General features: G+C 67.3%; 20 protein-coding genes and 3 riboswitches. Of the genes, 5 read left to right on the top strand and 15 right to left on the bottom strand.

What is annotated here, in order from left to right; genetic code table 11:
- Positions 1 to 31: 31 nt before the first annotated feature.
- Positions 32 to 997: a GntR family transcriptional regulator gene (locus ABLE91_RS04685; RefSeq protein WP_348928864.1), complete on the top strand. Its 966-nt coding sequence runs from the start codon at positions 32 to 34 to the stop codon at positions 995 to 997.
- A 25-nt stretch (positions 998 to 1,022) separates the two neighbouring features.
- On the opposite strand, the gene ABLE91_RS04680 is transcribed toward ABLE91_RS04685, so the two are convergent.
- Genes ABLE91_RS04680 through ABLE91_RS04660 form a run of 5 tightly spaced genes read right to left on the bottom strand, consistent with a single transcriptional unit; the run spans position 1,023 to position 6,341 of the window.
- Positions 1,023 to 1,748 (bottom strand): DUF6925 family protein, encoded by a 726-nt coding sequence (locus ABLE91_RS04680; protein ID WP_348928862.1) that lies wholly within the window; start codon positions 1,746 to 1,748, stop codon positions 1,023 to 1,025.
- Positions 1,745 to 2,530, bottom strand: a complete 786-nt coding sequence (locus tag ABLE91_RS04675) for an ABC transporter ATP-binding protein (RefSeq protein ID WP_348928860.1) — start codon at positions 2,528 to 2,530, stop codon at positions 1,745 to 1,747. Before ABLE91_RS04675 ends, ABLE91_RS04680 begins: the two co-directional genes overlap by 4 nt.
- Positions 2,527 to 3,510: a FecCD family ABC transporter permease gene (locus tag ABLE91_RS04670; protein ID WP_348928859.1), complete on the bottom strand. Its 984-nt coding sequence runs from the start codon at positions 3,508 to 3,510 to the stop codon at positions 2,527 to 2,529. The genes ABLE91_RS04675 and ABLE91_RS04670 overlap by 4 nt, the downstream gene beginning before the upstream one ends.
- A complete protein-coding gene (locus tag ABLE91_RS04665) occupies positions 3,507 to 4,337 on the bottom strand; it encodes an ABC transporter substrate-binding protein (protein WP_348928857.1) in 831 nt (276 codons plus the stop codon). The genes ABLE91_RS04670 and ABLE91_RS04665 overlap by 4 nt, the downstream gene beginning before the upstream one ends.
- A gap of 9 nt (positions 4,338 to 4,346) precedes the next feature.
- Positions 4,347 to 6,341, bottom strand: coding sequence for a TonB-dependent receptor plug domain-containing protein (locus ABLE91_RS04660; RefSeq protein ID WP_348928855.1), 1,995 nt, complete (start codon positions 6,339 to 6,341; stop codon positions 4,347 to 4,349).
- Between the two features lie 107 nt (positions 6,342 to 6,448).
- Positions 6,449 to 6,659, bottom strand: a riboswitch (cobalamin riboswitch).
- Between the two features lie 100 nt (positions 6,660 to 6,759).
- Positions 6,760 to 6,979: riboswitch (cobalamin riboswitch) on the top strand.
- Positions 6,980 to 7,095: 116 nt separating this feature from the next.
- Here ABLE91_RS04660 and ABLE91_RS04655 point away from each other — a divergent pair.
- Both ABLE91_RS04655 and ABLE91_RS04650 read left to right on the top strand, forming a co-directional pair.
- Entirely contained in the window at positions 7,096 to 9,987 is a 2,892-nt protein-coding gene (locus ABLE91_RS04655) for a ribonucleoside-diphosphate reductase subunit alpha (protein ID WP_348928854.1), read from the top strand.
- 20 nt (positions 9,988 to 10,007) lie between these two features.
- A complete protein-coding gene (locus ABLE91_RS04650; RefSeq protein WP_348928852.1) occupies positions 10,008 to 11,126 on the top strand; it encodes a ribonucleotide-diphosphate reductase subunit beta in 1,119 nt (372 codons plus the stop codon).
- 4 nt (positions 11,127 to 11,130) lie between these two features.
- Here the strand turns inward: ABLE91_RS04650 and zigA are convergent, their stop codons facing one another.
- Positions 11,131 to 12,339 (bottom strand): zinc metallochaperone GTPase ZigA, encoded by a 1,209-nt coding sequence (gene zigA / locus ABLE91_RS04645; RefSeq protein ID WP_348928851.1) that lies wholly within the window; start codon positions 12,337 to 12,339, stop codon positions 11,131 to 11,133.
- Positions 12,340 to 12,488: 149 nt separating this feature from the next.
- Positions 12,489 to 12,713, top strand: a riboswitch (cobalamin riboswitch).
- A gap of 107 nt (positions 12,714 to 12,820) precedes the next feature.
- On the opposite strand from zigA, the gene metE reads away from it, so the two are divergent.
- Both metE and ABLE91_RS04635 read left to right on the top strand, forming a co-directional pair.
- Positions 12,821 to 15,172: a 5-methyltetrahydropteroyltriglutamate--homocysteine S-methyltransferase gene (metE, locus tag ABLE91_RS04640; protein WP_348928849.1), complete on the top strand. Its 2,352-nt coding sequence runs from the start codon at positions 12,821 to 12,823 to the stop codon at positions 15,170 to 15,172.
- Positions 15,169 to 15,951, top strand: coding sequence for an acyl-CoA thioesterase (locus tag ABLE91_RS04635; RefSeq protein ID WP_348928848.1), 783 nt, complete (start codon positions 15,169 to 15,171; stop codon positions 15,949 to 15,951). Before metE ends, ABLE91_RS04635 begins: the two co-directional genes overlap by 4 nt.
- Before the next feature lie 106 nt (positions 15,952 to 16,057).
- Here the strand turns inward: ABLE91_RS04635 and ABLE91_RS04630 are convergent, their stop codons facing one another.
- The 9 genes from ABLE91_RS04630 to ABLE91_RS04590 are packed head-to-tail and all read right to left on the bottom strand — an operon-like array spanning position 16,058 to position 24,218.
- Complete coding sequence (locus tag ABLE91_RS04630) at positions 16,058 to 17,314, bottom strand: hypothetical protein (protein WP_348928847.1); 1,257 nt, start codon at positions 17,312 to 17,314, stop codon at positions 16,058 to 16,060.
- Positions 17,311 to 17,961, bottom strand: a complete 651-nt coding sequence (locus tag ABLE91_RS04625) for a tetratricopeptide repeat protein (RefSeq protein WP_348928846.1) — start codon at positions 17,959 to 17,961, stop codon at positions 17,311 to 17,313. The genes ABLE91_RS04630 and ABLE91_RS04625 overlap by 4 nt, the downstream gene beginning before the upstream one ends.
- Positions 17,958 to 18,860: a VWA domain-containing protein gene (locus ABLE91_RS04620; protein ID WP_348928844.1), complete on the bottom strand. Its 903-nt coding sequence runs from the start codon at positions 18,858 to 18,860 to the stop codon at positions 17,958 to 17,960. The genes ABLE91_RS04625 and ABLE91_RS04620 overlap by 4 nt, the downstream gene beginning before the upstream one ends.
- Positions 18,857 to 19,849, bottom strand: coding sequence for a VWA domain-containing protein (locus tag ABLE91_RS04615; RefSeq protein WP_348928843.1), 993 nt, complete (start codon positions 19,847 to 19,849; stop codon positions 18,857 to 18,859). Before ABLE91_RS04615 ends, ABLE91_RS04620 begins: the two co-directional genes overlap by 4 nt.
- Positions 19,843 to 20,316, bottom strand: a complete 474-nt coding sequence (locus tag ABLE91_RS04610; protein WP_348928841.1) for a DUF4381 domain-containing protein — start codon at positions 20,314 to 20,316, stop codon at positions 19,843 to 19,845. Before ABLE91_RS04610 ends, ABLE91_RS04615 begins: the two co-directional genes overlap by 7 nt.
- Positions 20,313 to 21,257 (bottom strand): DUF58 domain-containing protein, encoded by a 945-nt coding sequence (locus ABLE91_RS04605; protein WP_348928840.1) that lies wholly within the window; start codon positions 21,255 to 21,257, stop codon positions 20,313 to 20,315. The genes ABLE91_RS04610 and ABLE91_RS04605 overlap by 4 nt, the downstream gene beginning before the upstream one ends.
- A gap of 12 nt (positions 21,258 to 21,269) precedes the next feature.
- A complete protein-coding gene (locus tag ABLE91_RS04600) occupies positions 21,270 to 22,262 on the bottom strand; it encodes an AAA family ATPase (protein ID WP_348928839.1) in 993 nt (330 codons plus the stop codon).
- On the bottom strand, positions 22,259 to 23,278 hold the full coding sequence (locus tag ABLE91_RS04595; RefSeq protein WP_348928838.1) for an HAD family hydrolase: 1,020 nt from the start codon (positions 23,276 to 23,278) through the stop codon (positions 22,259 to 22,261). The genes ABLE91_RS04600 and ABLE91_RS04595 overlap by 4 nt, the downstream gene beginning before the upstream one ends.
- Before the next feature lie 10 nt (positions 23,279 to 23,288).
- Positions 23,289 to 24,218: a formylglycine-generating enzyme family protein gene (locus ABLE91_RS04590; protein WP_510181909.1), complete on the bottom strand. Its 930-nt coding sequence runs from the start codon at positions 24,216 to 24,218 to the stop codon at positions 23,289 to 23,291.
- Positions 24,219 to 24,269 lie beyond the last annotated feature (51 nt).

Genomic DNA, 24,269 nt, shown 5'->3' with positions numbered 1-24,269 from the left:
ATTGCGACGGGCTATGATCCCCGCGCGAAGCATGGAAGAGCGGTTGCGCAATGAACGGTGTCGGACATCGATGAAGGGCAGCGTCGTAAGTGAAGCAGCCACGGCGATCCTTGCGCAGATCGCCGACGGCGTACTGAAGCCGGGAGACAGGTTGCGGTCACAGAAGCTGGCCGACCAGCTCGGCGTGTCGCGGTTCCCGATCGGGCAGGCGATGCGGATGTTGGCGGAGCGAGGTGTCGTCGTCGCCGATCCCGGACGTGGTTTCACGGTCGCGAGCGATGCGCCGCGGCTCGCGGGGAACCTCGACAAGAGCCAGCGGGATCACCTGCTTTCGGCCGTATACTTCCAGGTTGCCGAAGATCGACTGAATGGCACGCTGCCGGATCGGGTATCGGAGCAAGCCATGCGCGATCGCTACAATCTTTCGCGTGGCCAACTGACCCAGCTGCTCAATCGGATTGCCGCCGAGGGCTGGGCCGAAAGGCGCCCAGGGTATGGCTGGAGCTTTTCCGCCGTTCTCACGACGCCTGCGGCACTGGAGCAAAGCTATCGCCTGCGCATGGCCATCGAGCCCGCCAGCCTCCTGGAACCGGATTACGCTTTGCATCCGGATGTCTTGAAGCAATGCTGGGAAACGGAAGAGCGCATGCTCGATGGAGAAATCGAGACGCTGGATGCCGACCTCTTATATGAACGGGGCATACGATTTCACGAGGCCATCGTCGGGGCCTCGCAAAACTCATTCTTCCTCGATGCGCTGAAGCGCGTGAACCGCATCCGCCGCCTGCTCGTCTATCGATCCCTCGCGGATAGAAGCCGTTATTGGACACAGGCTGCCGAGCATCTCGAAATATTGAAGTTGATCGAGAGTGGTGATCTTGGCTTTGCTTCCGAGAAATTGAGGGCACACCTGGAGGGTGTCATGAAGAATATTTCGAATGTCAGGCCTCTGCTGGAGGCCGGTACCCGGCCTGGACAAGAAAGCAGAACTGCTTGATCGGCCCCTTATCCGGCCCCTTCGATCAAGCTCTTCCCGAGCCACTCCCATGGGGCGGATGGATCGAGAGGCACGGGACCAGCCCATCGGGAATGGGAACGCTTGCAGCATGGGTCCGCCGGTGGGCCAAGAGTTTCGGGAGCACGTGCGTGTGTGGCCCGTCCGGGCTGCGTCCGTCCGCCGGAGGGATGGGCTGGTAGACCTCGATACGCCCCAGCGCCGAGACGAACACCCGGTGCGGGGCATGGGCCAGGATGGCGCCGATCACGCCTTCCGCCGCGAACAGTTCACGGCCTTCCGCTGCCCGCAGCGCGGCGATCAGATGCGGCTCCCGGGTGCGCACGCAGGCTTCCACAGTGTCGAGGCCGATGCCGAGGTCGAACAGGAAGTCACCCCGGTCGCCGTCCCGCAGCGCCGCTACGTCGCGGCCGATTTCGGTTACGACCGCGCGGCCCGCACGCGCCGCCACAGCGTCGGGAAGGCACGCAGCGAGCGCGCACACACGGCGCTCCTCATGGCGCGAGGGCATCTGGTAGTCGATGATGACGGCGGCATCGTGCGGCAGCACCCGCAGCCCGCCCCGGCCGGTGGTGATCTCGATCCCCTCCTGGTCCGCCACGACTTGCACGGGCTCATCCGGCGCGCGCATGAACTCCGCAATCGCCCCGAAGATGCCAAGGCTCCAGCCGGTGTGCGCGTCGAGGGCGTGGCGCTTCAGAATGGTGAAGGCATCGCTGCCGGTCAGGATCATCGGGAGGACTCCGTGGTGGAGGGTGGAGTGGCGCGGCGGCGCCAGGGCAGCACGAAGGGCTCACCGTCGCGCGTGCCCGTCTCGATGGTGACGCCGTAGGCATGTGCCACGCGGTCGGCAGCCAGCACCTCGCCCGGAGGGCCTTCGGCCAGCAATCGGCCGTCCTTCATGAGCACGAGCCGATCGCAGAAACGGGCGGCCAGCGTCAGGTCGTGCAGCACGACGATGACGGTCGTTCCGGAGCGGGCGGTGGCGCGCAGCAATTCCATCGCCTGGAGCTGATGGTAGGGATCGAGCGCGGACACCGGCTCGTCCGCCAGCAGGATGGGCGCCTCGACCGCCAGGGCGCGGGCGAGAAGAACGCGGGCGCGCTCGCCGCCGGACAGGGCACCGGTGGTGCGATCCCGCAGGTGGGCCACATCCGCCGCGTCCATGGCGCGGGCGACGGCGGCATCGACCTCGGCCCGGCCATGCGGCAGGCGGCCGAGCGCGACGACTTCCGCAACCGTCATGGGCCAGTGGATGCGCGCACCTTGCGCCAGATAGGCGATAGTTCGCCCCAAGGCCTGTCGCTCGAACGCATCGGCCGTGCGACCATCATAGGTCACGCGGCCCGAGGCGAGCGGATCGAGACCGCACAGGGCGCGCAGGACGCTCGTCTTGCCCGCGCCATTCGGGCCGATGAGGCCCAGCACCTCGTTCGGACGGGCCGTGAGCGAGAGGCCATGCACTACGGTTGACCCGCTCCTGCGGATGGTGATGTCGAGAGCCTCGAGGATCATTCGCCCTCCACCTTCAGGCGCCGCAGCAAGGCCAGAAAGAAGGGCGCGCCGATGAGCGCGGTGACGACGCCCAGCTTCAGCTCCGGCCGTGTGGGAACGAGCCGCACGAGAATGTCCGCCCCAAGTGTCAGGGCGGCGCCCGCAAGGCCGCTGACCAGCAGCAGTCGCCCCGGCCGGTGCCCGACCAAGGGCCGCATGAGATGCGGCACCACGAGCCCGACGAAGCCGATGGCGCCCGCCACCGCGACGCTCGCCCCCACCGCCGCCGCCGTGCCGCCCACCACGAGGAGCCGCGTGCGGCGGAGCGAGAAGCCGAGGCTCGCGGCCGTATCCTCGCCGAGGGTCAGCGCGTCCATGGCCCGGCCCGTGGAAAGCACGAGCGCCCAGCCGAAGATCATGAAGGGCAGCGCGAGCGCCACGTGCAGGAGGCTGCGGTCCGAGAGCGAGCCCATGAGCCAGAACACCACCTCCAGCGCCGCATAGGGGCTCGGCGCGAGGTTGAGGGCGAGCGCTGTGAGGGCTCCGGCGAGGCTGTTCAGCGCGACGCCGGCGAGGATGAGCGTCGCCGTGCTGGCGCCGCGCCGCGCGAGGGTCAGGAGGAAGGCCGTGGCGAGGCCCGCACCCGCGAGGCCGCCGAGCGGCAGAGCCAGAGCGAAGGCGGAGGACACGCCGAAATAGAACACCACCACCGCGCCCAGGGCTGCCGCTCCAGAGACGCCCACCACGCCCGGATCGGCGAGGGGATTGCGCATGAGCCCCTGGAGGGCGGCGCCCATGACGCCGAGGCTGAAGCCCACTGCCGCGCCCAGGACGGCACGCGGGAGGCGCAGTTCGGAGAGCACCATGGCTTCAAGGGTTTGGCGCCCGGCGAGAAGATCGGACAGGGCCTCGCCCACATCCAGCGGGGCGTAGCCTACGGCCACCGACACGGCCATGAGGATGATCGTGAGGAGAGCAAGGGCAACAACGAGGCGGGTCATTCGGGCAGGGCCTCCCGCGCCGCCGCGAGCCGCCGCGCCGCTTCCGCCAGTTCGGGACCCGCGCAGGTCCACAACCGCGTCGGCAGCGGCACGGTCCGGCCTTCGGCGGCGAGCCGGGCGAGCGCGGGATGATGCAGCAGGTCGTCCGCCAGCGAGGGCGGGCCGTCTGCGGATGCATTGATGACGAGGACGTCCGGGCGGGCGCGCACGATCTCTTCCAAATTCAACTGTCCCATCCGGTCGGTAGAGAGGCGAGCCGCGAGATTGTCGAGGCCCGCCAAGCCCAGGATCTCGTCGGCCATGGAGCCGCGCCCGGCGGTGAAGCCGTTCGGGCGCAGGACGATGGCGGTGGGCCGGTGGGCGGGCGCGGACGGCAGGCGGGCAAAGGCCGCCTTCATATCCTCCATCATGGCTTCGCCGCGCTCCGGCGCGCCGATGCGGGCCGCCACCTCCCGGATCTGGGCATAGGCGTCCTCAAGCGTCTCCGGCACGCCGAGTTCCAGCACCGGCAGGCCGAGCCGGTGCAGCATGGCCACGGTGGTGCGAGTGGTGAAGGCGCCGACGATGACGAGGTCGGGCTTGAGGGCGGCGATCTCCTCCGCAAGACCCCGGTTCACGGGCACATCCTTTGCGAGATCCGCCACGTTGGATCCACGCGGGTCGCGGGCGAGCCAGGTCACCGAGGCAACCTGCTCCTTGTCCGCGAGGCGCAGCACCAGTTCGTCCGCACAGAGATTGAGCGAGACGATGCGCGCGGGCCTCTGCGCCTCCGCCGAAACGGGAGCGCAGAGGAAAACCAGGGCAAGGAGGCTGGCGACGCGCTTCATCCCTCCGCCTCAATAGGTGAACTTCAAGCCGCCATAGGCGCCGAAGCCGGGAGCCAGGAAGCCGTTGGGGTTCTCGTAGGTCTGATCGAACAGATTGTCGATGCGGGCGAACAGAGTCGCGTTGGGTGTCCACGCATAGTTGGCCGCAAGATTCACCACGGTGTATCCGGGCTGGTCGATAGTGTCGCTGGTGAGACGCACGATGTCCCACCATGCCGAGGCATAGATCAGGGTGGCGGAAAGATTGAGCTGGTCCGTGGGGTTCCAGTCCGCCGTCACGCTCACCTTGTTGTTGGGCCGCCTCAGGGGTGTGCAAGAGGTGGGTGTCAGCGGCGCGCAGGAAGCGCCGAAGGGCTCGCCCGGCGGCATGTAGCCGATGACGTAGGTGTAGGTGTAGTCCACCCGCAGCTTCAGCCGCTCCATCACCTGGAAAGCGATGAAGGTCTCCGCGCCCTGCGTGGTGGCGCTGGAGATATTCACGTTCTCGAACGTCACCGGGTCGTAGCTGATGAGGTTGGTGATGTCGTTGTGGAAATAGGCGGCGCCAAACGTCACCCTGCCGCCGAAGGCCTGCTGCTCGAAACCGATATCGTAGCCGGTGCTCTCTTCGGGCTCGAGGGCCGCATTGCCATAGATCGGCGCATAGAGCTGATAAAGTGAGGGCGCCTTGAAGCCGGTGCCGTAGCTGCCCTTGATGGTGGTCCCCGTCTCGGGAATGAGGAAGCCGGGGGCAAGGCGGAAGGTCGAGTGGTCGCCGAAGGTGTCGTCGCTGTCATAGCGGACGTTCGCCGCGCCGAAGAACCGATCGCCGAACGTGCCCTGCCATTCCGCATAGGCGCCGGTGTCGCCGGTCGATGCGCTCATCTCCGTGTATTGGGTGGACGAGGTCATGCTCTCGTTCCGCCGCTCCACGCCGGCAATGAGGTTCTGCCCGGCGGCGGCGGCGAGGTTGGAGCGCAGGTAATAGGTCTGCCGGTCGCCCTCATACTGGCCGTTCACGGACAGGTTCGGCCCCACGGTCGGGTTCGAGGTGTTCATGGCGCTCACCCCGAACGTGGTGTGGAGTACGCCGTCGAGCGCGCTCCACACGCCCTCGCCCTTGGTGAAGAACATGGAATTGAGGCTGGTGGAAGTCTGCGGGGCCGGGATGCCCTCGAACAGCGGCGGGGGATAGATGTCCGGCGTGAAGGCGAGTTGGCTGTCGATGTAGCGGGCGACGAAGTTGAGCGCCAGATTATCCGTCATCTGGAGGTCGAGGCGCGTCGAATAGGTCCAGTTGTCATAGGCGTTGGGATTGTTTGGATAGCCCGGCGGGATGATTCCGGGCGGGGTCACCGGAATATCCGTCGAGGAGAAATGGGTGACGTTGAAGGAGTAGGAAAGCCGCTCCGTCGACCCGCTCACCGCCGCCGCCTGGTTGAAGGTGCCGAGCGAGCCCCCTTCCACATAGCCGAAGAATTTCGGCGGGCCCTCGCCCTTCTTGGTGGTGATGGAGATGACGCCGCCGATGGCGTCCGAGCCGTAGAGACCGCTCTGTGGCCCACGCAGCACCTCGATGCGGGCGAGATCGGTGGCGAGGAGCTGGCCGAAGTCGAAGGCACCGTTGGGGGTCGAGGGGTTGCCCGCATCGATGCCGTCGATCAGCACCTTCACATGGTTGGAATTGGTGCCGCGGATGAAGACCGAAGTCTGCCCGCCCGGTCCGCCAGTCTGCACCACGTTGAGACCGGGAAGCGATTGCAGCACCTGGGGCACGGTGCGCAGCTGCTGGCGCTCGATGTCCTCGGCGGTGACGACGCTAACCGAGGAGGCGATCCGGTTCGCCGGGGTCGGGATGCCGGTGGCGCTCACCACCACTTCGGGAAGGTCGATGGGCTGCTGGGCGGTGCCGCCGGGTGCCGGGGACTGGGCATGAGCGAGCCCCGAAGCCGACGACAGGAGGAGGGCAGCGAGCACGGGACGGCGCGCGGCGGCGCGGGCGTGACGAAACAAAGCGGAAGGCATGATGGCCTCAGCGGGACGAGTGGTCCGTCACCGCGAACGAGGCTCCCCTGCGGCCGGAAAGCTGCTGGGATTAACCACCATCAGGACACCCCGCCCGACGTGCTCGCGCGTGACCACGGCTGACGGCAGGTCTCCTGGCTCGCGGGTCAGCGTCCATCTCGTCGCCTTCCCAGGCCGAAGCCCAGTGGCGTGTGACGAAGGACTCGCCGCTTACAGTTGCGGGGGCAGCCGCGGCATCGTCGGATCCCCGTCTCCGGGCACCCTCCTCACCGCGTTCCCTTTTTCGTCCCGTTAGGGAACCGTCACGGTGACGGTAGAGGGCTGCTCATTCACGGTCAACCATCCGCTTCGGCGGTGGATGAGACATGTCTGCTCCGATTCATCATCCCCACATATTGACAGCCATCGCAACCATGCTGCTAGATGTGGTGGTCACGGTCTCTCGACTCGCAAGAGCGAGAGCTAAGAGGGAAGCCGGTGCGGGACCGCCCGAAAGGGTCGAACCAATGCCGGCGCTGCCCCCGCAACTGTAAGCGGCGAGCCAAGGTCCATCAGAGTCACTGGGAGCGATCCCGGGAAGGCCGGACTTGAGGCGACGACCCGCGAGCCAGGAGACCTGCCGCGACCTCGATGAACGTCCTCGGGCGGGGTGCCCCGGTGGAACGCTTGGCTGTCGCTGGGGGCTTCATGCCCGAGGCGATCTTCCCTCGCGCATCCGCTCGGCCTTTGCCCCCAACTTTTGGGGTCCAAGCCGATGTCTCTCCAGATCGAAACCGTGCGTCCCTCGGACGCGATCCTCGTCCCCGCACAGCCTGCGCCGGGCGCCCGGACAGCCTCGGAACCGGGCTATCAGGTGATCCGCCGCAACGGCGCGGTCACGCCGTTCGACGCCTCCAAGATCTCCGTTGCCCTCACCAAGGCGTTCCTCGCCGTGGAAGGCAGCAGCGCCGCCGCCTCGCGCCGCGTCCATGACGCCGTCGCCGATCTGACGGCTCAGATCGTGGCGGGGCTCACCCGTCGCGCGGAGGGCGGCCGCACCTTCCATATCGAGGACATCCAGGACCAGGCGGAACTGGCCCTGATGCGCGGCGAGCACCACAAGGTGGCCCGCGCCTATGTGCTCTATCGCGAGGAGCGTGCCCGGGAACGTGCGAAGACGGATGCGCCCGCCGCGTCAGCCGTGCCCGCCCTGCGCATGAAGGCGGCGGACGGCGCGCTCGTTCCCCTCGACACGGCGCGGCTCGATGCCGTGGTGCGCGAAGCCTGCGAGGGCCTCGATGGCGTCTCGCGGGAAACCGTGCTCGGAGAGACCCGGCGGAACCTCTATGACGGCATCTCCGCGGACGAGCTCGGCCTCGCGCCGATCCTCGCCGCCCGCACCCTTATCGAGACGGAGCCCAACTACACCAAGGTCAGCGCCCGCCTGCTGCTGGACAAGCTGCGTCGGGAGGCGTTGAGCTTCATCGCCGGGCGCGCCGACGAAGCGACCCATGAGGAGATGGCAGGCCGCTATGGCGACTATTTCCTCGGCTTCGTGAAAGCCGGCGTCGCGGCCGAGTTGTTGGACCCGGAACTGGCCCGCTTCGACCTCCCGCGCCTCGCCGCAGCGCTGAAGCCGGAGCGGGATCTCGCCTTCGACTTCCTCGGTCTCCAGACCCTCTATGACCGCTACTTCCTGCACGTGCGCGGCACGCGCTTCGAACTGTCCCAGGCCTTCTTTATGCGCGTCGCCATGGGGCTCGCTGTGCGCGAGATCGACCGGGAGGCGAAGGCCATCGAATTCTACGGCCTCCTCTCCTCCTTCGACTTCATGGCCTCGACGCCGACCCTGTTCAATTCCGGCACGCTGCGCCAGCAGCTCTCCTCCTGCTTCCTCACCACGGTCGCGGACGACCTCGACGGCATCTTCAAGGCGGTGAAGGACAATGCGCTGCTGGCCAAATATTCCGGCGGGCTCGGCAATGACTGGACGCGGGTGCGCGGCCTCGGTGCCCACATCAAGGGCACGAACGGCGAGAGCCAGGGCGTGGTGCCGTTCCTCAAAGTTGCCAACGACACCGCCATCGCCGTGAACCAGGGTGGCAAGCGCAAGGGTGCGGTCTGCGCCTATCTGGAAACCTGGCACGTGGACATCGAGGACTTCCTCGATCTGCGCAAGAACACCGGCGACGAGCGCCGCCGCACCCACGACATGAACACCGCCAACTGGGTGCCGGACCTGTTCATGCAGCGTGTCGAGGAAGACGGCCCCTGGACCCTGTTCTCACCCGACGAGGCGAGCGACCTGCACGATCTCTTCGGCCCCGCCTTCAAGGCCGCCTATGAGGGCTACGAGGCCAAAGCCGCGCAGGGCGGGATGAAAGTGTTCAAGCAGGTGCGCGCTGTAGACCTTTGGCGGCGCATGCTTACCATGCTGTTCGAGACCGGCCATCCCTGGATCACCTTCAAGGACCCCTGCAACATCCGCTCGCCGCAGCAGCATGCGGGCGTGGTGCATTCCTCGAACCTGTGCACCGAGATCACCCTGAACACGTCCGACGACGAGGTGGCAGTGTGCAATCTCGGCTCGGTGAACCTCCTCGCCCATGTCACAGTGGAGGGGCTCGACCATGACCGGCTTGCGCGGACGGTGAAGACCGCCATGCGCATGCTCGACAACGTCATCGACATCAATTTCTACACCATCCCCGAGGCGCGCCGCTCCAACCTCAGGCACCGGCCCGTGGGCCTCGGGATCATGGGCTTCCAGGACGCGCTCCAGGCGCTGCGCCTGCCCTATGCGTCGGAGGCGGCCGTGCGCTTCGCCGACGAAAGCATGGAGGCGCTGTCCTTCCACGCCGTCTCCGCCTCCGCGGACCTCGCCGCCGAGCGCGGGCGCTATCCAAGCTTCGAAGGCTCGCTCTGGTCGAAGGGCATCCTGCCCATCGACAGCGTGGAGTTGCTGGCGGAAGCGCGTGGCGGGCTCGACCTCGACCGCTCGCGGACGCTGGACTGGGATGGCCTGCGCGCGCGGGTGAAGACGACAGGCATGCGCAACTCCAACTGCATGGCCATCGCCCCCACCGCCACCATCTCCAATATCTGCGGGGTGAGCCAGTCCATCGAGCCCGGCTATCAGAACCTCTATGTCAAATCCAACATGTCCGGCGACTTCACAGTGGTGAACGCCGCCCTGGTGCATGACCTGAAGGCGCGCGGCCTATGGGACGAGGTGATGGTCTCCGACCTCAAATATTTCGACGGCAGCCTCGGCCAGATCGACCGCATTCCCGATGACCTGAAGGCCCTCTACGCCACCGCCTTCGAGATCGACACGTCCTGGCTGATCGAAGCCGCAGCGCGCCGCCAGAAGTGGATCGATCAAGCCCAGTCGCTCAACCTCTACATCGCCAACCCCTCCGGCAAAGCGCTCGACGCGCTCTACCGCCTCGCCTTCAGGCGCGGCCTGAAGACCACCTATTACCTGCGCTCGCGCTCGGCCACCCACGTGGAGAAATCCACCCTGAAGGGCACGGACGGCAAGCTCAACGCAGTCTCCGCGGTGGTGGCAGAAGCCGCCGCGCCCATCAGCGTTGATGCCGCGTTGAGTGCCCCTTGGGGCAAGGCGTGCGCCATCGACGACCCCACCTGCGAAGCCTGCCAGTGAGCGGCGAAGGAGACACGCATATGCTCGACTGGTCGGATACCAAGCCCGCTCCCATCCATCCCGCTTTCGCGCCCACGGACGCGAAGGAGGCCGCCGGTCTCGGCGACATCGACCGCCATGGCGGCCGCGTCTCGGTGGACGAGAAGCGGATGATCAACTGCCGCGCCGACGTGAACCAGCTCCTGCCCCTCAAGTACAAATGGGCGTGGGAGAAGTACCTGTCTGGCTGCAACAACCACTGGATGCCCACCGAGGTCTCCATGCAGGCGGACATCGCCCTATGGAAGTCGCGGGACGGCCTCACCGAGGACGAGCGGCGCATGGTGAAGCGCAATCTCGGCTTCTTCGCTGCCTCGGAGAGCCTGGTTGCCAACAACATCGTGCTGGCCATCTATCGCCACCTCACCAACCCGGAATGCCGCCAGTATCTGCTGCGCCAGGCATTCGAGGAGGCCGTGCACACCCACACCTTCCAGTACATCGTGGAGAGCCTCGCGCTGGACGAGGGCGAGCTCTTCAACATGTACCGCGAAGTGCCATCGATCACCGACAAGGCGGCCTGGGCCTTGAGGCACACCCAGCACCTGGACGATCCCGGATTTAAGACCGGCACGCCGGAGGCGGACCAGTCCTTCCTGCGGGACCTCGTGGCCTTCTACGTCATCTTCGAGGGTATGTGGTTCTATACCGGCTTCGCGCAGATCCTCTCGCTGGGCCGCCGCAACAAGATGGTCGGCATCGCCGAGCAGTACCAGTACATCCTGCGCGACGAGAGCATCCACCTGAACTTCGGCATCGACGTCATCAACCAGATCAAGATCGAGAACCCGCATCTCTGGACGAAGGCGTTCCAGGACGAAATGCGCGGCATGCTGAAGGATGCGGCGGAGCTGGAGGCCGCCTATGGCCGGGACACCATGCCCCGCGGCTTCCTGGGACTGAACGCTGTGTTGTGCGAACAGTACATGCACTTCATCGCCAACCGCCGCTGCGCCCAGCTCGGGCTCGCCCCGGTGTTCGCGGAAGCGGAGAACCCGTTCCCGTGGATGAGCGAGGCCATGGACCTGAAAAAGGAGAAGAACTTCTTCGAGACCCGGGTGATCGAGTATCAGAATGGCGGCGCGCTCGCCTGGGATTGACCCCTCAGGCGGCCTCCCACGCCGGGAATGGGTCCGGCAGGTGCTTCAGCGCGGCCGGGTCGAACTGCTTCGGGTCGGTCGGGCCGACGAGGCAGGCATCGAGCGCGGCGCGAATGCCGGCTTCGTCCAGGTCCATGCCGATGAAGACCAGTTCCTGGCGGCGGTCGCCATAGCCCGGCATCCAGTGGGAGCGCAGCCAGGAGCGCCAGTCCGGCTGGGTCGGCCAGTGCTCCGGGGGGACACTTGCCCACCAGCGGCCGATGGTGCCGGTCTGGCAGATGGCACCCGCAAGGCTCATCTCTCCCACCTTGTGCGGCCGCGTCGCCAGCCAGAACAGGCCCTTGGCGCGCACGAGGCCCGGCCATGTGCGGGCGAGGAAGGCGTTGAACTTTTCAGGATGGAACGGCCGGCGCGCACGGTAGACGAAGCTGGAAACCCCGTACTCCTCCGTCTCCGGGACATGATCGCGAAACCCGTTCAGCTCCTTGAACCAGACCGGATGCTGGCTCGCCTTCTCGAAATCGAAGCGCCCGGTCCCGAGAACCTCCTTGAGCGCCACCCGCGCATGGTCCGTCTCGATAAGCCGCGCGTCGGGATTCAGCGCCTTCACCACGCCGCGCACGTCCCTCAGGCGCTCCGGCGCGAGATCGGAGACCTTGTTGAGCACGATCACGTCGGCGAACTCGATCTGGTCGGTCAGCAGGTCCACCAGCGTGCGCGCGTCCTCCTCCCCCGCCGTCTCGCCGCGGTCGCTCAGGAAGTCCCGGCTGCCGAAATCCTTCAGGAGGTTCGCCGCGTCCACCACCGTGACCATGGTGTCGAGCCGGGCCACATCCGAGAGGGAGACGCCGTCTTCGTCCCGGAAGTCGAAGGTGGCGGCCACGGGAAGCGGCTCGGCGATGCCGGTGGATTCGATCAGCAGATAATCGAAGCGCCCTTCCCCGGCGAGCCGGCGCACTTCGGCGAGAAGGTCGTCCCTCAGGGTGCAGCAGATGCAGCCGTTGGTCATCTCCACCAGTTTCTCCTCGGTGTGAGAGAGATTGGCTCCTCCCACCCGCACCAGTTCCGCGTCGATGTTCACCTCCGACATGTCGTTGACGATGACCGCGACCCGCAGGCCTTCGCGGTTGGCCAGCACATGATTGAGCAAAGTCGTCTTGCCTGCGCCGAGGAAGCCGGAGAGGACGGTGACGGGAAGCCGGGCATCGCGCATGGGCGCCTCCTTTAAATGATATAATGTATCAATTACGCAGTGAGCGGAGAGAAGGCAACGGACTTATGCACCCTCGATAAGAAATAGGACCGCGAAATCACGATATAAAGATGTCTTTATATCTTACTTGACGACAGCGATTTCCCCCGGCACATTGAACGCGTCGTGGTTCCCTGGGCCGTTTCGGCGCCAGGGCTAAGAGGGAAGCCGGTGCGGCAAGATTCTCATCTGGGAATCCCGCCAAAGCCGGAGCTGCCCCCGCAACTGTAAGCGGTGAGCCGAAGTCCATCAGTGTCACTGGGAGCGATCCCGGGAAGGCCGGACCAAGGCGACGACCCGCGAGCCAGGAGACCTGCCCCGACACCATATCGTCCTCGGGCGGGGTGTCCCGGTGGTGCGCTTTTGGCTCCGCGGGCGCATGCCGTCCATGGCCCGAACGCCTTCCGCCATGGCCTTTGCCCAAACCTCAAGGGCTTGAGCCATGACCCCATCCTCCATCCCCGTCGCAACGTTGGGCACGCCGCGCATCGGTCCGCGCCGCGAGCTGAAGACCGCGCTTGAGAGCTTCTGGTCGGGCAAGTCCGACGAGGCCACCCTGCTCGCGACCGCCGCTTCGCTGCGCGCGGCGAACTGGGACCGCCAGAAGGCGCTTGGCGTCTCCGTCATCCCCTCCAACGACTTCTCGCTCTACGATCAGTTGCTGGACACCGGCGTCATGGTGGGCGCCATCCCGCAGGCCTATGGCTGGACGGGCGGGAAGGTCCCGCTCGCCACCTATTTCGCCATGGCGCGCGGCGCCGAGGGCGGCTCGCACGACCATTCCTGCACCCATGGGCATGACCACGGCCATGGCGTTCCGGCCCAGGAAATGACGAAGTGGTTCGACACCAACTACCACTACATGGTGCCGGAATTCTCCGCCGAGCAGACCTTCACGCTTGCCTCCCTCAAGGCGGTGGACGAGTTCCTGGAGGCGAGGTCTCTCGGCCACCACACCCGCCCCGTCCTGCTCGGCCCCGTCACCTATCTCAAGCTCGGCAAGAGCAAGGATCCCGCGCTCGATCCCCTGTCCCTCCTTCCCCGTCTGATGCCGGTCTATATCGATGTGCTGCGGCGCCTTGCGGCAAACGGCGCGGACTGGGTGCAGATGGACGAGCCCTGCCTCGTCCTCGATCTCGACACCGCGACGCAGCTCGCTTTGCGGGACGCCTACGGCATGATCGCCTATGCGCTGCCGAGCCTGAAGGTCATGCTGACCACCTATTTCGGCGGCCTCGGCGACAATCTCCATACGGCGCTCTCGCTGCCCGTCGCCGGGCTTCACCTCGATCTCGTGCGGGCACCTGAACAGCTCGATGCGGTGCTGGAGAAGGCGCCGCGCGGGCTTGTCCTGTCACTCGGCGTCATTGACGGCCGCAACATCTGGCGCGCCGACCTTCCGGCGCTGCTGGACCGCCTGGAAAGGGCGGTCACCCGTCGCGGCACCGACCATCTCCAGATCGCCCCGTCCTGCTCGCTGCTCCACGTCCCCATCGACCTCGAACTGGAACCGGACCTCGATCCAGACCTGAAGTCCTGGCTCTCCTTCTCCGTCCAGAAGATGGACGAGTTGGCGACGCTGGGCACCGCGCTCGGCGGAGGCCGCGACCGCGTGAAGGACAAGCTCGCGGCGTCCGCCCAGGCTGCCGCCGCGCGCAAGGCCTCGCCGAAGGTCCATGACCCGGACGTCACGGCCCGGGCCGCTTCCGTCGCCACCGTCCTGAAGCACCGCGACAGCGCCTTCGCTGTTCGCGCGCAGGCCCAGCGGCAGCGCTTCAATCTGCCCGCCTTCCCGACCACCACCATCGGCTCCTTCCCGCAGACGCCGGAAGTCCGCAAAGCCCGCTCCGCTTATGCCAAGGGCACGCTGGACGATGCCGCCTACGCGCAGTTCCTGCGCGAGGAAACCGAGCGCACGGTGCGCTGGCAGGAGGAGATCGGCCTCGACGTGCTCGTCCATGGGGAGTTCGAGCGCAACGACATGGTGCAGTATTTCGGCGAGCAGCTTTCCGGCTTCGCCTTCACGAGGCATGGCTGGGTGCAGAGCTATGGCTCGCGCTATGTGCGACCGCCCGTCCTGTTCGGCGACGTCTCCCGGCCGGAGCCGATGACGGTGGAGTGGTGGAGCTATGCCCAATCCCTCACGGACAAGCCCATGAAGGGCATGCTGACGGGCCCCGTCACCATCCTCAACTGGTCCTTCGTGCGGAACGATGTTCCCCGCAGCACCGCCTGCCGCCAGATCGCGCTCGCCATCCGCGATGAGGTGCAGGATCTGGAGACCGCCGGCGCGGCCATGATCCAGATCGACGAGGCCGCGCTCCGCGAGGGCCTGCCGCTCCGCAAGTCGGAATGGAAGACCTATCTCGACTGGGCGGTCGAGTGCTTCCGCATCTGCTCTTCGGGCGTCACCGACGAAACCCAGATTCACACCCACATGTGCTACTCGGAATTCAACGACATCATCGACGCCATCGCCGCCATGGATGCGGATGTCATCTCCATCGAGACGTCCCGCTCGAAGATGGAGCTGCTGGACGCGTTCTGGACCTACAAGTACCCGAACGAGATCGGCCCCGGCGTCTATGACATCCACTCGCCCCGCGTGCCCGAAGTGGGCGAGATGACGGACCTCATGATGCTGGCCCGCCAGCGGCTCGCGGACGCCCAGCTCTGGGTCAATCCCGATTGCGGGCTGAAGACCCGGAAGTGGGAGGAGGTCCGCCCCGCCCTCGTCAACATGGTGGCGACGGCCCGCGCGCTGAGGTCCACTTTAGCGGAGGCGGCGGAATGACCGGCTTCCCCCCACCGCGCCTCACCCGGCTCATCGACATCGTCTTTCCGGGCGACACCAACCACCACGGCACGCTGTTCGGCGGCATCGGCCTTGCCCAGATGGACAAGGTGGCCTTCATCGCCGCCGCGCGCCATGCGCCCGTCGACTTCGTGACGGCCTCCTGCGAGCGCATCGACTTCGATGCGCCCGCCCATCTCGGCGACATCGTGGAGCTGACCGGCCGCGTGACCCGCGTCGGCGGGCGGTCCCTTGGCGTCGAGGTGGAGCTCATTGCCGAAGCGCCCCTGTCCGGCGCGCGCCGGCGCTGCGGCGCCGGGGTTTTCAACATGGTGGCGGTGGGCGATGGCCTCGAACGCATGGGCGGCCGCCTGCCCCCGCTCAGCCCCCTGGTGCAGCCTGCCGTGGAAGAGGACCTGCGCATGGTGGAAATGGTCTTCCCGGAGAAGACCAGCCATTACGGCAGCCTCTATGGCGGGAATGCCCTCGCCGCCATGGGCAAGGCCGCCTTCGTGGCGGCCACGCGCCGGTGCCGCAAGGCGGTGGTCATGGCCTCCTCCCGGCGGGTGGATTTCGAGCACCAGATCCAGACAGGCGAGGTGGTGGAACTGGTGCCCAGGATCACGGGGACCGGCCGGACCTCCATGACGGTGGAGGTGGAGCTCTGCGCCGAGAACCTCCATTCCGGTGAGCGCCGTACCTGCGGCCGGGGCCTGTTCGTCATGGTGGCGGTGGATGCCGGGCACAGGCCCACATCCATCCTGCCCACAGCCGCCTGACGGCAGGGCCGCGCTCCACGTCGGCGCATACCGGGAGGCGGATCGCCAGCAGGGCTCCGCCTCCGCGGCATCAGCAAGAGGATATCGCTCCAGTGGAGAGGAGCGGTCAGTTGCGAGAGGGATTGAGGGGAGGAAGCGGCCCCGTGAGGTGGGCACGATGCTGGTCTTGGGTTTGACGTCGCCATGCGCGCAGGGCCTGCGCCATGGAGTAGCCGTCCTCCCTGGACCAGGCAGAATTTCCATCCCCCCGGAATAGGCTGCGCTCCAGCTCGCGGACGATCGCGGACGTGGCTTCGGCTGCTCCCGACGGCAACCTCCCCTTCCATTTCCGGAACGCCGCATAGGTCGTAGCGGCCTCGCCCGCCTTGCAGGCGTTCAGGAGATCCCGGAACGCAGCCGCTTCGGACCCGTGCCGACGCTCCTGCCATGCGGCGATCCATATCCGGATACGAGACCGCAAGCACATCACGGCAATGCACACGGCAAGGAGAAGCGCAGCCGCCAACCACAGGAGAAGCCACGGAAACGGCCGTGTTTCCTCTGATGGCGGGACGGCCGCGACGATTATCGAAATTCCCCGCCCTTCCTCGACCTTCAGCACCTTCCCATCGAGATCCCACCATGGCTGGGAGACCGCGGGGATCACGAAGCTCCCGCCGGTCTCGAAGACGTAGGTTACCCGGTCGGTCCGCTCACCGGTGAGATCCCCTCGGGACAAATGGTCGTCACTCCCGGGCGGCTGCACGTAGACGCGGATGCCTGCGGGGGCGGTGAAGGGAAGGTCGCGCATGGCCAAGGCGGGGATATCGGCGGCGCGACGGACGATGGTTCGCGTGATGGCATCACCCGCCTTGAACGAGGAGGCTGGATCAGGCGACCACGTTTCCCGGAGCGTGAGACTGTCCGTGGCGATCACAAGCGTGGCGGCGGAAACGCCCGGCGGGACCGAAATCTCCGTTTGGAGGCTCTCTCCCTGCACGGTTCCAGTGATATCGCCCGCCCGATCGAGAACCGTGACCTTGGCGGGAGGGATCATGAGTGTCCCGCCCCGCCGGGGATAAAGGGCAAACTCGAAACGCTGCCCCGTGTAGGAGACGCCGCCCACCGTGTCGCCCATGGTGGTGCCCTGGGTCTCGAACCGAAGCACTTGTGCGCCCGGCACATCGGGAAGGGCGATGCGCGGCGGGTGGGGCATGTCGCCGGGAAAGAGCACATCCACGAACAGACGCACGTGCTGGCCGATCACCGCGCCGCTGGGCGGCGCCAGCGTGGTGCGCACGAGAACGGGCGGCTGCGCGGCCGGTTGGGCGCGGACCGAGGCCGCACCGAGCACCAGCAGCAGGATGAGCGCGAGGAGCTTCATTTTGCGCCTGCCGGCGGTTCGGCCGCCTGGAGCTGATAGGCGAAGCGGGCGCGGAGGAAGTCGGCGGGCCGGGTCTCCACGCGCTTCAGCCAGAGGGCGCGGATCTCCGCGTCGCTCATGGGCGCGCCGGCGGTCTCCGTCGCCTCACCATCGGGCCGCTTGGCATCCTTGTCGTAGACGATCTGGTCCGCCCCTTCGCGCTGCTCGCCCGCGTCCCCGCCCGGCGCCTTCAGGCGTTCCGCCCGCGCCTGGGCAATGGCTCGGTTTCCCTGCGCCTCGCGCCATTCAGGCCGTTCCGCAAGCGCGCGGTCGTAGCGGGCGATGGCCTCGGCATATTTCCCCAGCATGACGAGGGCATTCCCCTCGTCATAGGCGCCCTCCACCGTATCCACGCCCGCGAAGGCCTGGGCGGCATCCTTGAAGTTCCCGGCCCTCATCAGGGCGCCGCCGCGCCACACGGGGTCGACGAAGGCATCCGCCGCAGCTTGGTACTGGCCGCGGGTGAACAGGAAACGGCCGCGCTGGTCGGCGGTGGCCCAGAGGTCCGCCCAGCCAAATCCGACACTGGCTATTCCGAGGGCGGCCGCCGTCAGCACCAGCGTAAAGACGATGGGGCGACGGACAGCGGCATGAAGCGCGCTCTTCATGCCAGCACCCATCCGCGCCGGAACCAGCCAAGGACCAGCAGCGCGATCAGCGGCGTCAGCCAATACCCCGCCTCCTGCCAGCGCTGGCCCTCGCCCGGCACCGCCGGTGCAGGTCCGCTCTCCAGGCGCCGCGCGATGCTGGTGACATCGCTTGTATCGAGGGAGAGCGGCACGAGATCGGACCGCAGTTCCCGCCAGCCCGGGTCGGATTGCGCACGCTCCGGCAGCTCCATGGGCAGGATTACGAGGTTCGGCATCTCGCGCAGCCGTGTGACCTGATCCGCCGGCGAGGTATCGGCGAAGACGACGATAGAGCCGCCTTCCCCACCATCCGACAGCACCTTGGCGGCGAGCTCCACGGCTGCGGCAAGGGCATCTCCGGGCTTCGGCATGATGCCGGGCGAGAGCGCCTGCGCCATGGTGGCGATGACGCTTCCATCCGGGGTCGGCGGCAAGACGAGATGGGCGGAGCCGGCATAGGCGATGAGGCCCGTCGGGGCGCCTTCCCGCAGGCCGAGAAGGTCGGCCATCTTCTGCCGGGCACGGTCGAGGCGCGTCGGCTTCAGGTCCTCCGTCAGCATGGAGGGCGTCACCTTCAGGACGAACATGGCCGGACGCGCCGCGGCCGCAAAGGGCGACGGCTCCTGCCGGAAGGTGAGGCCGGAGATGGCAACGATGCCGAGGATCCATCCCGCCAACAGCAGGTCCTTGGGAGCGAAGCGACGGGCCGCATCCACGCCGACGGTGAGGTTTCTGAGGAGCACCGGATCGATGACGCCGCGCCAGCGGGCGGCGGGATCAAGGGCGCGCCGCTCCAGCCACCAGAGCATGACGGCGGGTCCCAGCAGGAGGAGCCACCAGGGCCGCAGGAAATGGGCATTGGCGAGCAGTTCCGTCATGCCGCCGCCTCTGCCCTGCGGCACGGCCAGCGAACCAGCCGGGCGGCCTGGAACAGCAGAGACGCCAATGTGAGTGCGGCAAGCGGGACCCAGAAGAGGTCCGTTCTGGGCCGGAAGGTCACCGTCTCGACCTTGCGGGCCTCCATGGCATCGAGGCGGGCGTAGATGTCCTCCAGCCCGGCGCGGTCCAGGGCACGGGAGAAAGTGCCGCTGGTGGCATCAGCGACGTCCTTGAGCGCCTGCTCGTCGAGCTTCTCCTCCCCGGCCGCGACAGGATCACCGATCGCAATCGTATGGATGACGATGCCCTTGTCCTTGGCGATGCGCGCCGCCTCCGCCGGGGGCACGCGGCTCGCGGTGTCGTTGCCGTCGGTGAGCGCGATCATGGTCTTTGCCGGCGCCTTGGATGCATCGAACAGCATGATACCGAGGCCGATGGCGTCGCCGAACACGGTGCGCGGGCCCGCCATGCCCACCTGCATCTCCTCCACCAGCTTGCGGGCGAGGCCGAGATCGGTGGTGAAGGGCACCAGCGTGAACGGCGCGTTGCCGAAGACCACCACGCCCACCCGGTCGCCGGTGCGGCGCTTGAGGAAGCCGTCCAGCACCTCCTTCACCGCGGCGAGCCTGTTGACCTTCTGTCCGGCGGCATCAGTGAAATCCTGCGTGTCCATGGAGCCTGAGAGGTCCACGAGCAGGAGCATGTCCCGTGCGGGCGTCTCATGGTGGATCGGCGGCTCGATCCATTGGGGGCGCATGAGGGCCGCGAGCGCCAGCAGCCAGCAGAGCGTCAAGGCCAGCATCCGCCACGGACCGCGCCGCATGACGCCCGCATCCCGGCCGGGCGTTGCGCCCGTCAGGGCCGCGAGGCGGCCGAAGAAGGGCACGCGGACACCGGCGCGCCCTTGCGCGTAGGGCGGGACGAGAAGATAGACGATCACCGGCAGGGGCAGCGCCAAGGCCGCCCAGGGATAGGCGAAGCTCAGCATTCCCGCCCTCCCCGGTGCCGTCGCACCCAGTGGGCGGCCGCGCGGGCGATGGCGATGCCGTCCGCATGCGATGCGGCACCGAAGGCGAGCGGGACCAGTTCGCGCGCGGGGCCCTGGGTGAAGGCCGATGTCCCGCCCGTGCGGTCGAGGAAAGCGAGCCATGCGGGCCCGGTGAGTGCCGCGGTCTGCTCGCGCGGATAGGCGACAAGCGCCGCGCGCTTGAGGATGGTGGAGATGCGCTGCGCGCTGTCCGCATCCGTGGCTTGGCCTATGCGGGCCAATTCGGCGAGCGCCGCCCGGCGATAGGCATTGGCGCGATACCGCAGGATGAGCCGCACCACGGCGATGACGGCGATGGCGAAAAGCCCTGCTGCCAGGATCCACCAGCCGGGCTGGGGCGGCCAATAGGAGACCGCCGGCGGCAGGACAATGTCGTTGAGGTTGGAGAGGTCGGCGGGATCGCTCATGTGCGCAGCCTCCCCTTCGCCAACCGTTCGCCCAGGAGATCGCGGAACTGTTCCGCCACATCCCGTTCCGTGGACACGGGCAGGACGGGGATCGCCCGCTTGCGTGAGAAATTCTCGATGGCCTCCCGGCGCGCCACGAAATCGGCGGCGTACCGTCGGCGCAGAGCGGGGGAGGCCGTGTCCACCTCCAGGCGCAAGTCGGCCTGCGCCATGACGGCCCGCCCCACGTCCGGGAGCTCCGCTTCCAAAGGATCGGAAATGAAGATGGTGAGGACATCGTTGTGGGCGGTGATGCGGGTCACCAGCTCCACCGTCTGCGCATCCGCGCCGAAGGCATCGGTGATGAGGCAGACGAGGCCATCATGGGGGACGAGCCGGCCCGCCCGTTCCAGGGCCGCATTGAGGAGGGACGGGTCGAGAGGACGGGGATCGGCAGCGGTGAGGCGCGCATTCTGCCGTGCCACCGCATCAAGGATGCGCCACACCGCCCCGTCCCGTGGCGCCGGCCTGATCTCCACGAACCCGTCCTCGGAAAAGATGACGGCGCCCACCCGGTCGCCGAGGGAGGCCACGCGGAAGGCGGCGAGCGCCGCGGCTTCCGCTGCCACCACGGACTTCATGGCGCCGCGGCTGGCGAAGAACATGGAGAGCCGCTGGTCCACCAGCAGCAGGACGGATCGGTCGCGCTCCTCGGTATAGACCCGGACGAAGGGCTCACCCTGGCGGGCGGTGGCCGACCAGTCGATGGTGCGCACGTCGTCGCCTTCCGCATAGTGGCGCAATTCCGCGAAATCGAGCCCGCGACCGCGCAGCCGCGAGGCGTGGCGCCCGGCCAGCAGGCTGTGAACAGGCTGGCGCGGCAGGAAGGAGAAGCCGCTGGCCCGGTGACGCAGGCGAAGGAGACCGTCGAGCGTGACGTGGACGCGCGCCTCCCTTGTCATGGTCCGCCTCCTTCACACCGCGACGGCGACCTGCCTCACCACCTCATCCAGGACGTCGTCCGCCGTCACGCCGTCGGCGCTCGCCCCATAGGAGAGCGAGATGCGGTGGCGCAGGCAGTCATGGACCACTGCCTGCACGTCTTCCGGGATCACATAGTCGCGTCCCTGGAGCCAGGCGTAGGCGCGCGAGACCTTGTCCAGCGCCAGAGAGCCGCGCGGGCTCGCGCCGATGGCGATCCAGTCCTTCAGCTTGTCCCCGAACTCGGCGGGCCGCCGCGTCGCAACCACGAGCGCGACCATGTAGGAGACCATCGGCGGCGCCGTCTTCACGGCGTCGATCTGCCCGCGCGCTGCGAACACCACCTCCTGCGGAACTTTCTCGGCCGGCGGCGCCGCCGTGCCGGCGGTCTCCGCGCGCACCAGCAGCATCACCTTCTCCTCGTCCGCATCGCGGGGATAGCCGATGCGCACATGCATGAGGAAGCGGTCCATCTGCGCTTCGGGGAGCGGATAGGTGCCCTCCTGCTCGATGGGGTTCTGGGTGGCGAGCACCATGAAGAGGTCCGGTAGCGCATAGCGCTTGCCCGCCACCGTCACCTGCCGCTCCTCCATGGCCTCCAGCAGCGCGGACTGAACCTTGGCGGGCGCGCGGTTGATCTCGTCGGCCAGAACGAGGTTTCCGAAGACCGGCCCCTTGCGGAATTCGAAGCTCCCCTGCCCCTGCGCGTCGGTGCGGTAGATCTCCCCGCCCGTGACATCCGACGGCAGGAGGTCCGGCGTGAACTGGATGCGGCTGAAATCGGAAACCAGCGCCTGGGACAGGCTCTTGATGGCCCGCGTCTTGGCAAGGCCCGGAAGCCCCTCCAGCAGCACGTTGCCATTGGCGAGCAGCGCCAGGATGAGCCGCTCCACCACCCGCTCCTGGCCGATGATGCTGGCATTCACGCGCGCCTTGATGTCGAGGATCGCGGCGCGGGCGTCGGAGGGGGCGGCCGTGCCGGTCATTTCTGAAACGGGAAGACGAGCTTCCAGTCCCGCTTCATATCCACCACCAGCCAGCCGCGCGCGGGCGCCTGGTCCAGCGCCTTGTTGAGGCGCCCGACCGGGCTGTCGCGGTCATAGGCCCATTCCCGCTCCGCATCGGTGTGATGGACGATGAGGGCGAAGCGCGGGCCGGTGTTGAGCGTCGTCCATTGCAGCATTTCGAGGTCACCGTCGGAATTGCCGGCGGCGAAGACCGGGCGGCGGCCGATGAAGCGGTTGATGCCCACGGGCTTGCCGGGGCCGTCGTCGACGAACTCGATCTCCGGCAGCTTCAGGATCGAGGGTGTGTCCCCCTCCAGCCTGAACTGCGTCTTGCCCGAGGAGCCGACGATCTGCTCCGGCGGGATGCCGTAGGCCTTCGGCGCCCAGGGCCGCATGAACTCGATACCGCCGCCGGAGACGATGAAGGTCTTGAAGCCGTTCGCCCTGAGATAGGCGAGCAGCTCCTGCATGGGCTGGTAGACGAGGTCGGTGTAAGGGCGGTCGAAGCGGGGATGGCGGGCGGTCTTCAGCCACTCGGAAACGATCGTCTCGAACTCCGCCACCGTCATGCCGGCATGGGTTGCCGCCATGATCTGGAGAAAGCCCTTTTCACCGAGCGCGGCGAGCGCCGTACGGTCATCCTCCAGCACGGCCTTGTAGGGCTGCCGGTCGTTCCATTCGGGATGGTCCTTCGCCATGGCCTTCACGCGGTCCATGGCGAAGGCGATCTGGAAATACATGGGCTGCTCGGCCCACAGCGTGCCGTCATTGTCGAAGGTGGCGATGCGCTCCTCCACCGGCACGAAATCCGGCCCGCCCTGGGTGGTGACACGGCGCACGAAATCCATGATGGAGGATTTGGCGGGACCCTCGTTCCAGGAGGCAAGCGGATCGCTCTGGGCGAATGCGGCAAGTGGCACGAAGGCCGCAAGGCCGAGGCCGAGCAGGACGCCGAGGACCCGGCGCCGGGTCCAGAGGAAGACCGACCGTTGCATGCTTCACCCCCTAAGCCGTCACGCGGCGGATGCAGCGGAACCCCACATGGCTGGTGGACGTGTCCACCGGCTCCGCATGCCGCGCGGCGGGGCGGTAGCGGCGGCAATAATTGGGCGCGCACAGATGCGAGCCGCCCTTCAGCACCTTGCGTGGGATGGCGATGTTGGGCTGACGCGGATCGAAGCTGCCCTCCATCGGCCCGCCGCGCGGGTTCACCGGCACGCAGCAGGCCTTGGGCGCATCCTCGGGATGGCGGGTGGACCACCAGTCGGCAGTCCATTCCCAGACATTGCCGATCATGTCGTGGAGGCCGAACCCGTTGGGCGGGAAGGTGCGCACGGGCGAGGTACGCTCGAAACCGTCGAGACCGAGATTTTCGAGCGGGAACTCGCCCTGCCAGGTGTTCGCCATCTGCCGGCCTTCAGGGCTGAGCGCATCGCCCCAGGCGAACTCCGCCCCATCGAGGCCGCCCCGCGCGGCATATTCCCATTCCGCCTCGCTCGGCAGGTCCTTGCCAGTCCATGCCGCATAGGCCTCCGCGTCCCGATAGGCCACGTGGACCACGGGGTGATCGTCCAGCCCCTTGATGGAACTGCCGGGCCCATAGGGACGGCGCCAGTTGGCGCGGAAGCGGAACTCCCACCATTGGCTGAAATCCTTCAGGTTCACCGGATGGTCGGGCGGCGAGAAAACCAGCGAGCCCGCCTTCAGCATCTCCGGCAGCGCACCGGGATAGTCCTTCGGGTCGGGAGCGATCTCGGCGAAAGTGACGTGCCCCGTCGCCTCCGCGAAGGCACGGAACTGCGCATTCGTGACCGGCGTCTCGTCCATGAAGAAATCGCCCACGGTGACCCGGTGGACCGGCCGCTCCTCGGCATAATGGCGGTCCGAGCCCATGAGGAAGGTGCCGCCCTGGATGCGCACCATGGGCGCCTCCATGGTGGCCGCCTTCACCTGCCGTGCCCGCGTCGCCCTGCTCACCCTCGTCTC

Origin of the sequence: Aquabacter albus (assembly GCF_040049275.1) — a bacterium.
Taxonomy (GTDB): domain Bacteria; phylum Pseudomonadota; class Alphaproteobacteria; order Rhizobiales; family Xanthobacteraceae; genus Aquabacter.
The sequence above is the reverse complement of the archived record's forward strand: the minus strand, read 5'-3'. Positions and strand labels throughout refer to the sequence as shown.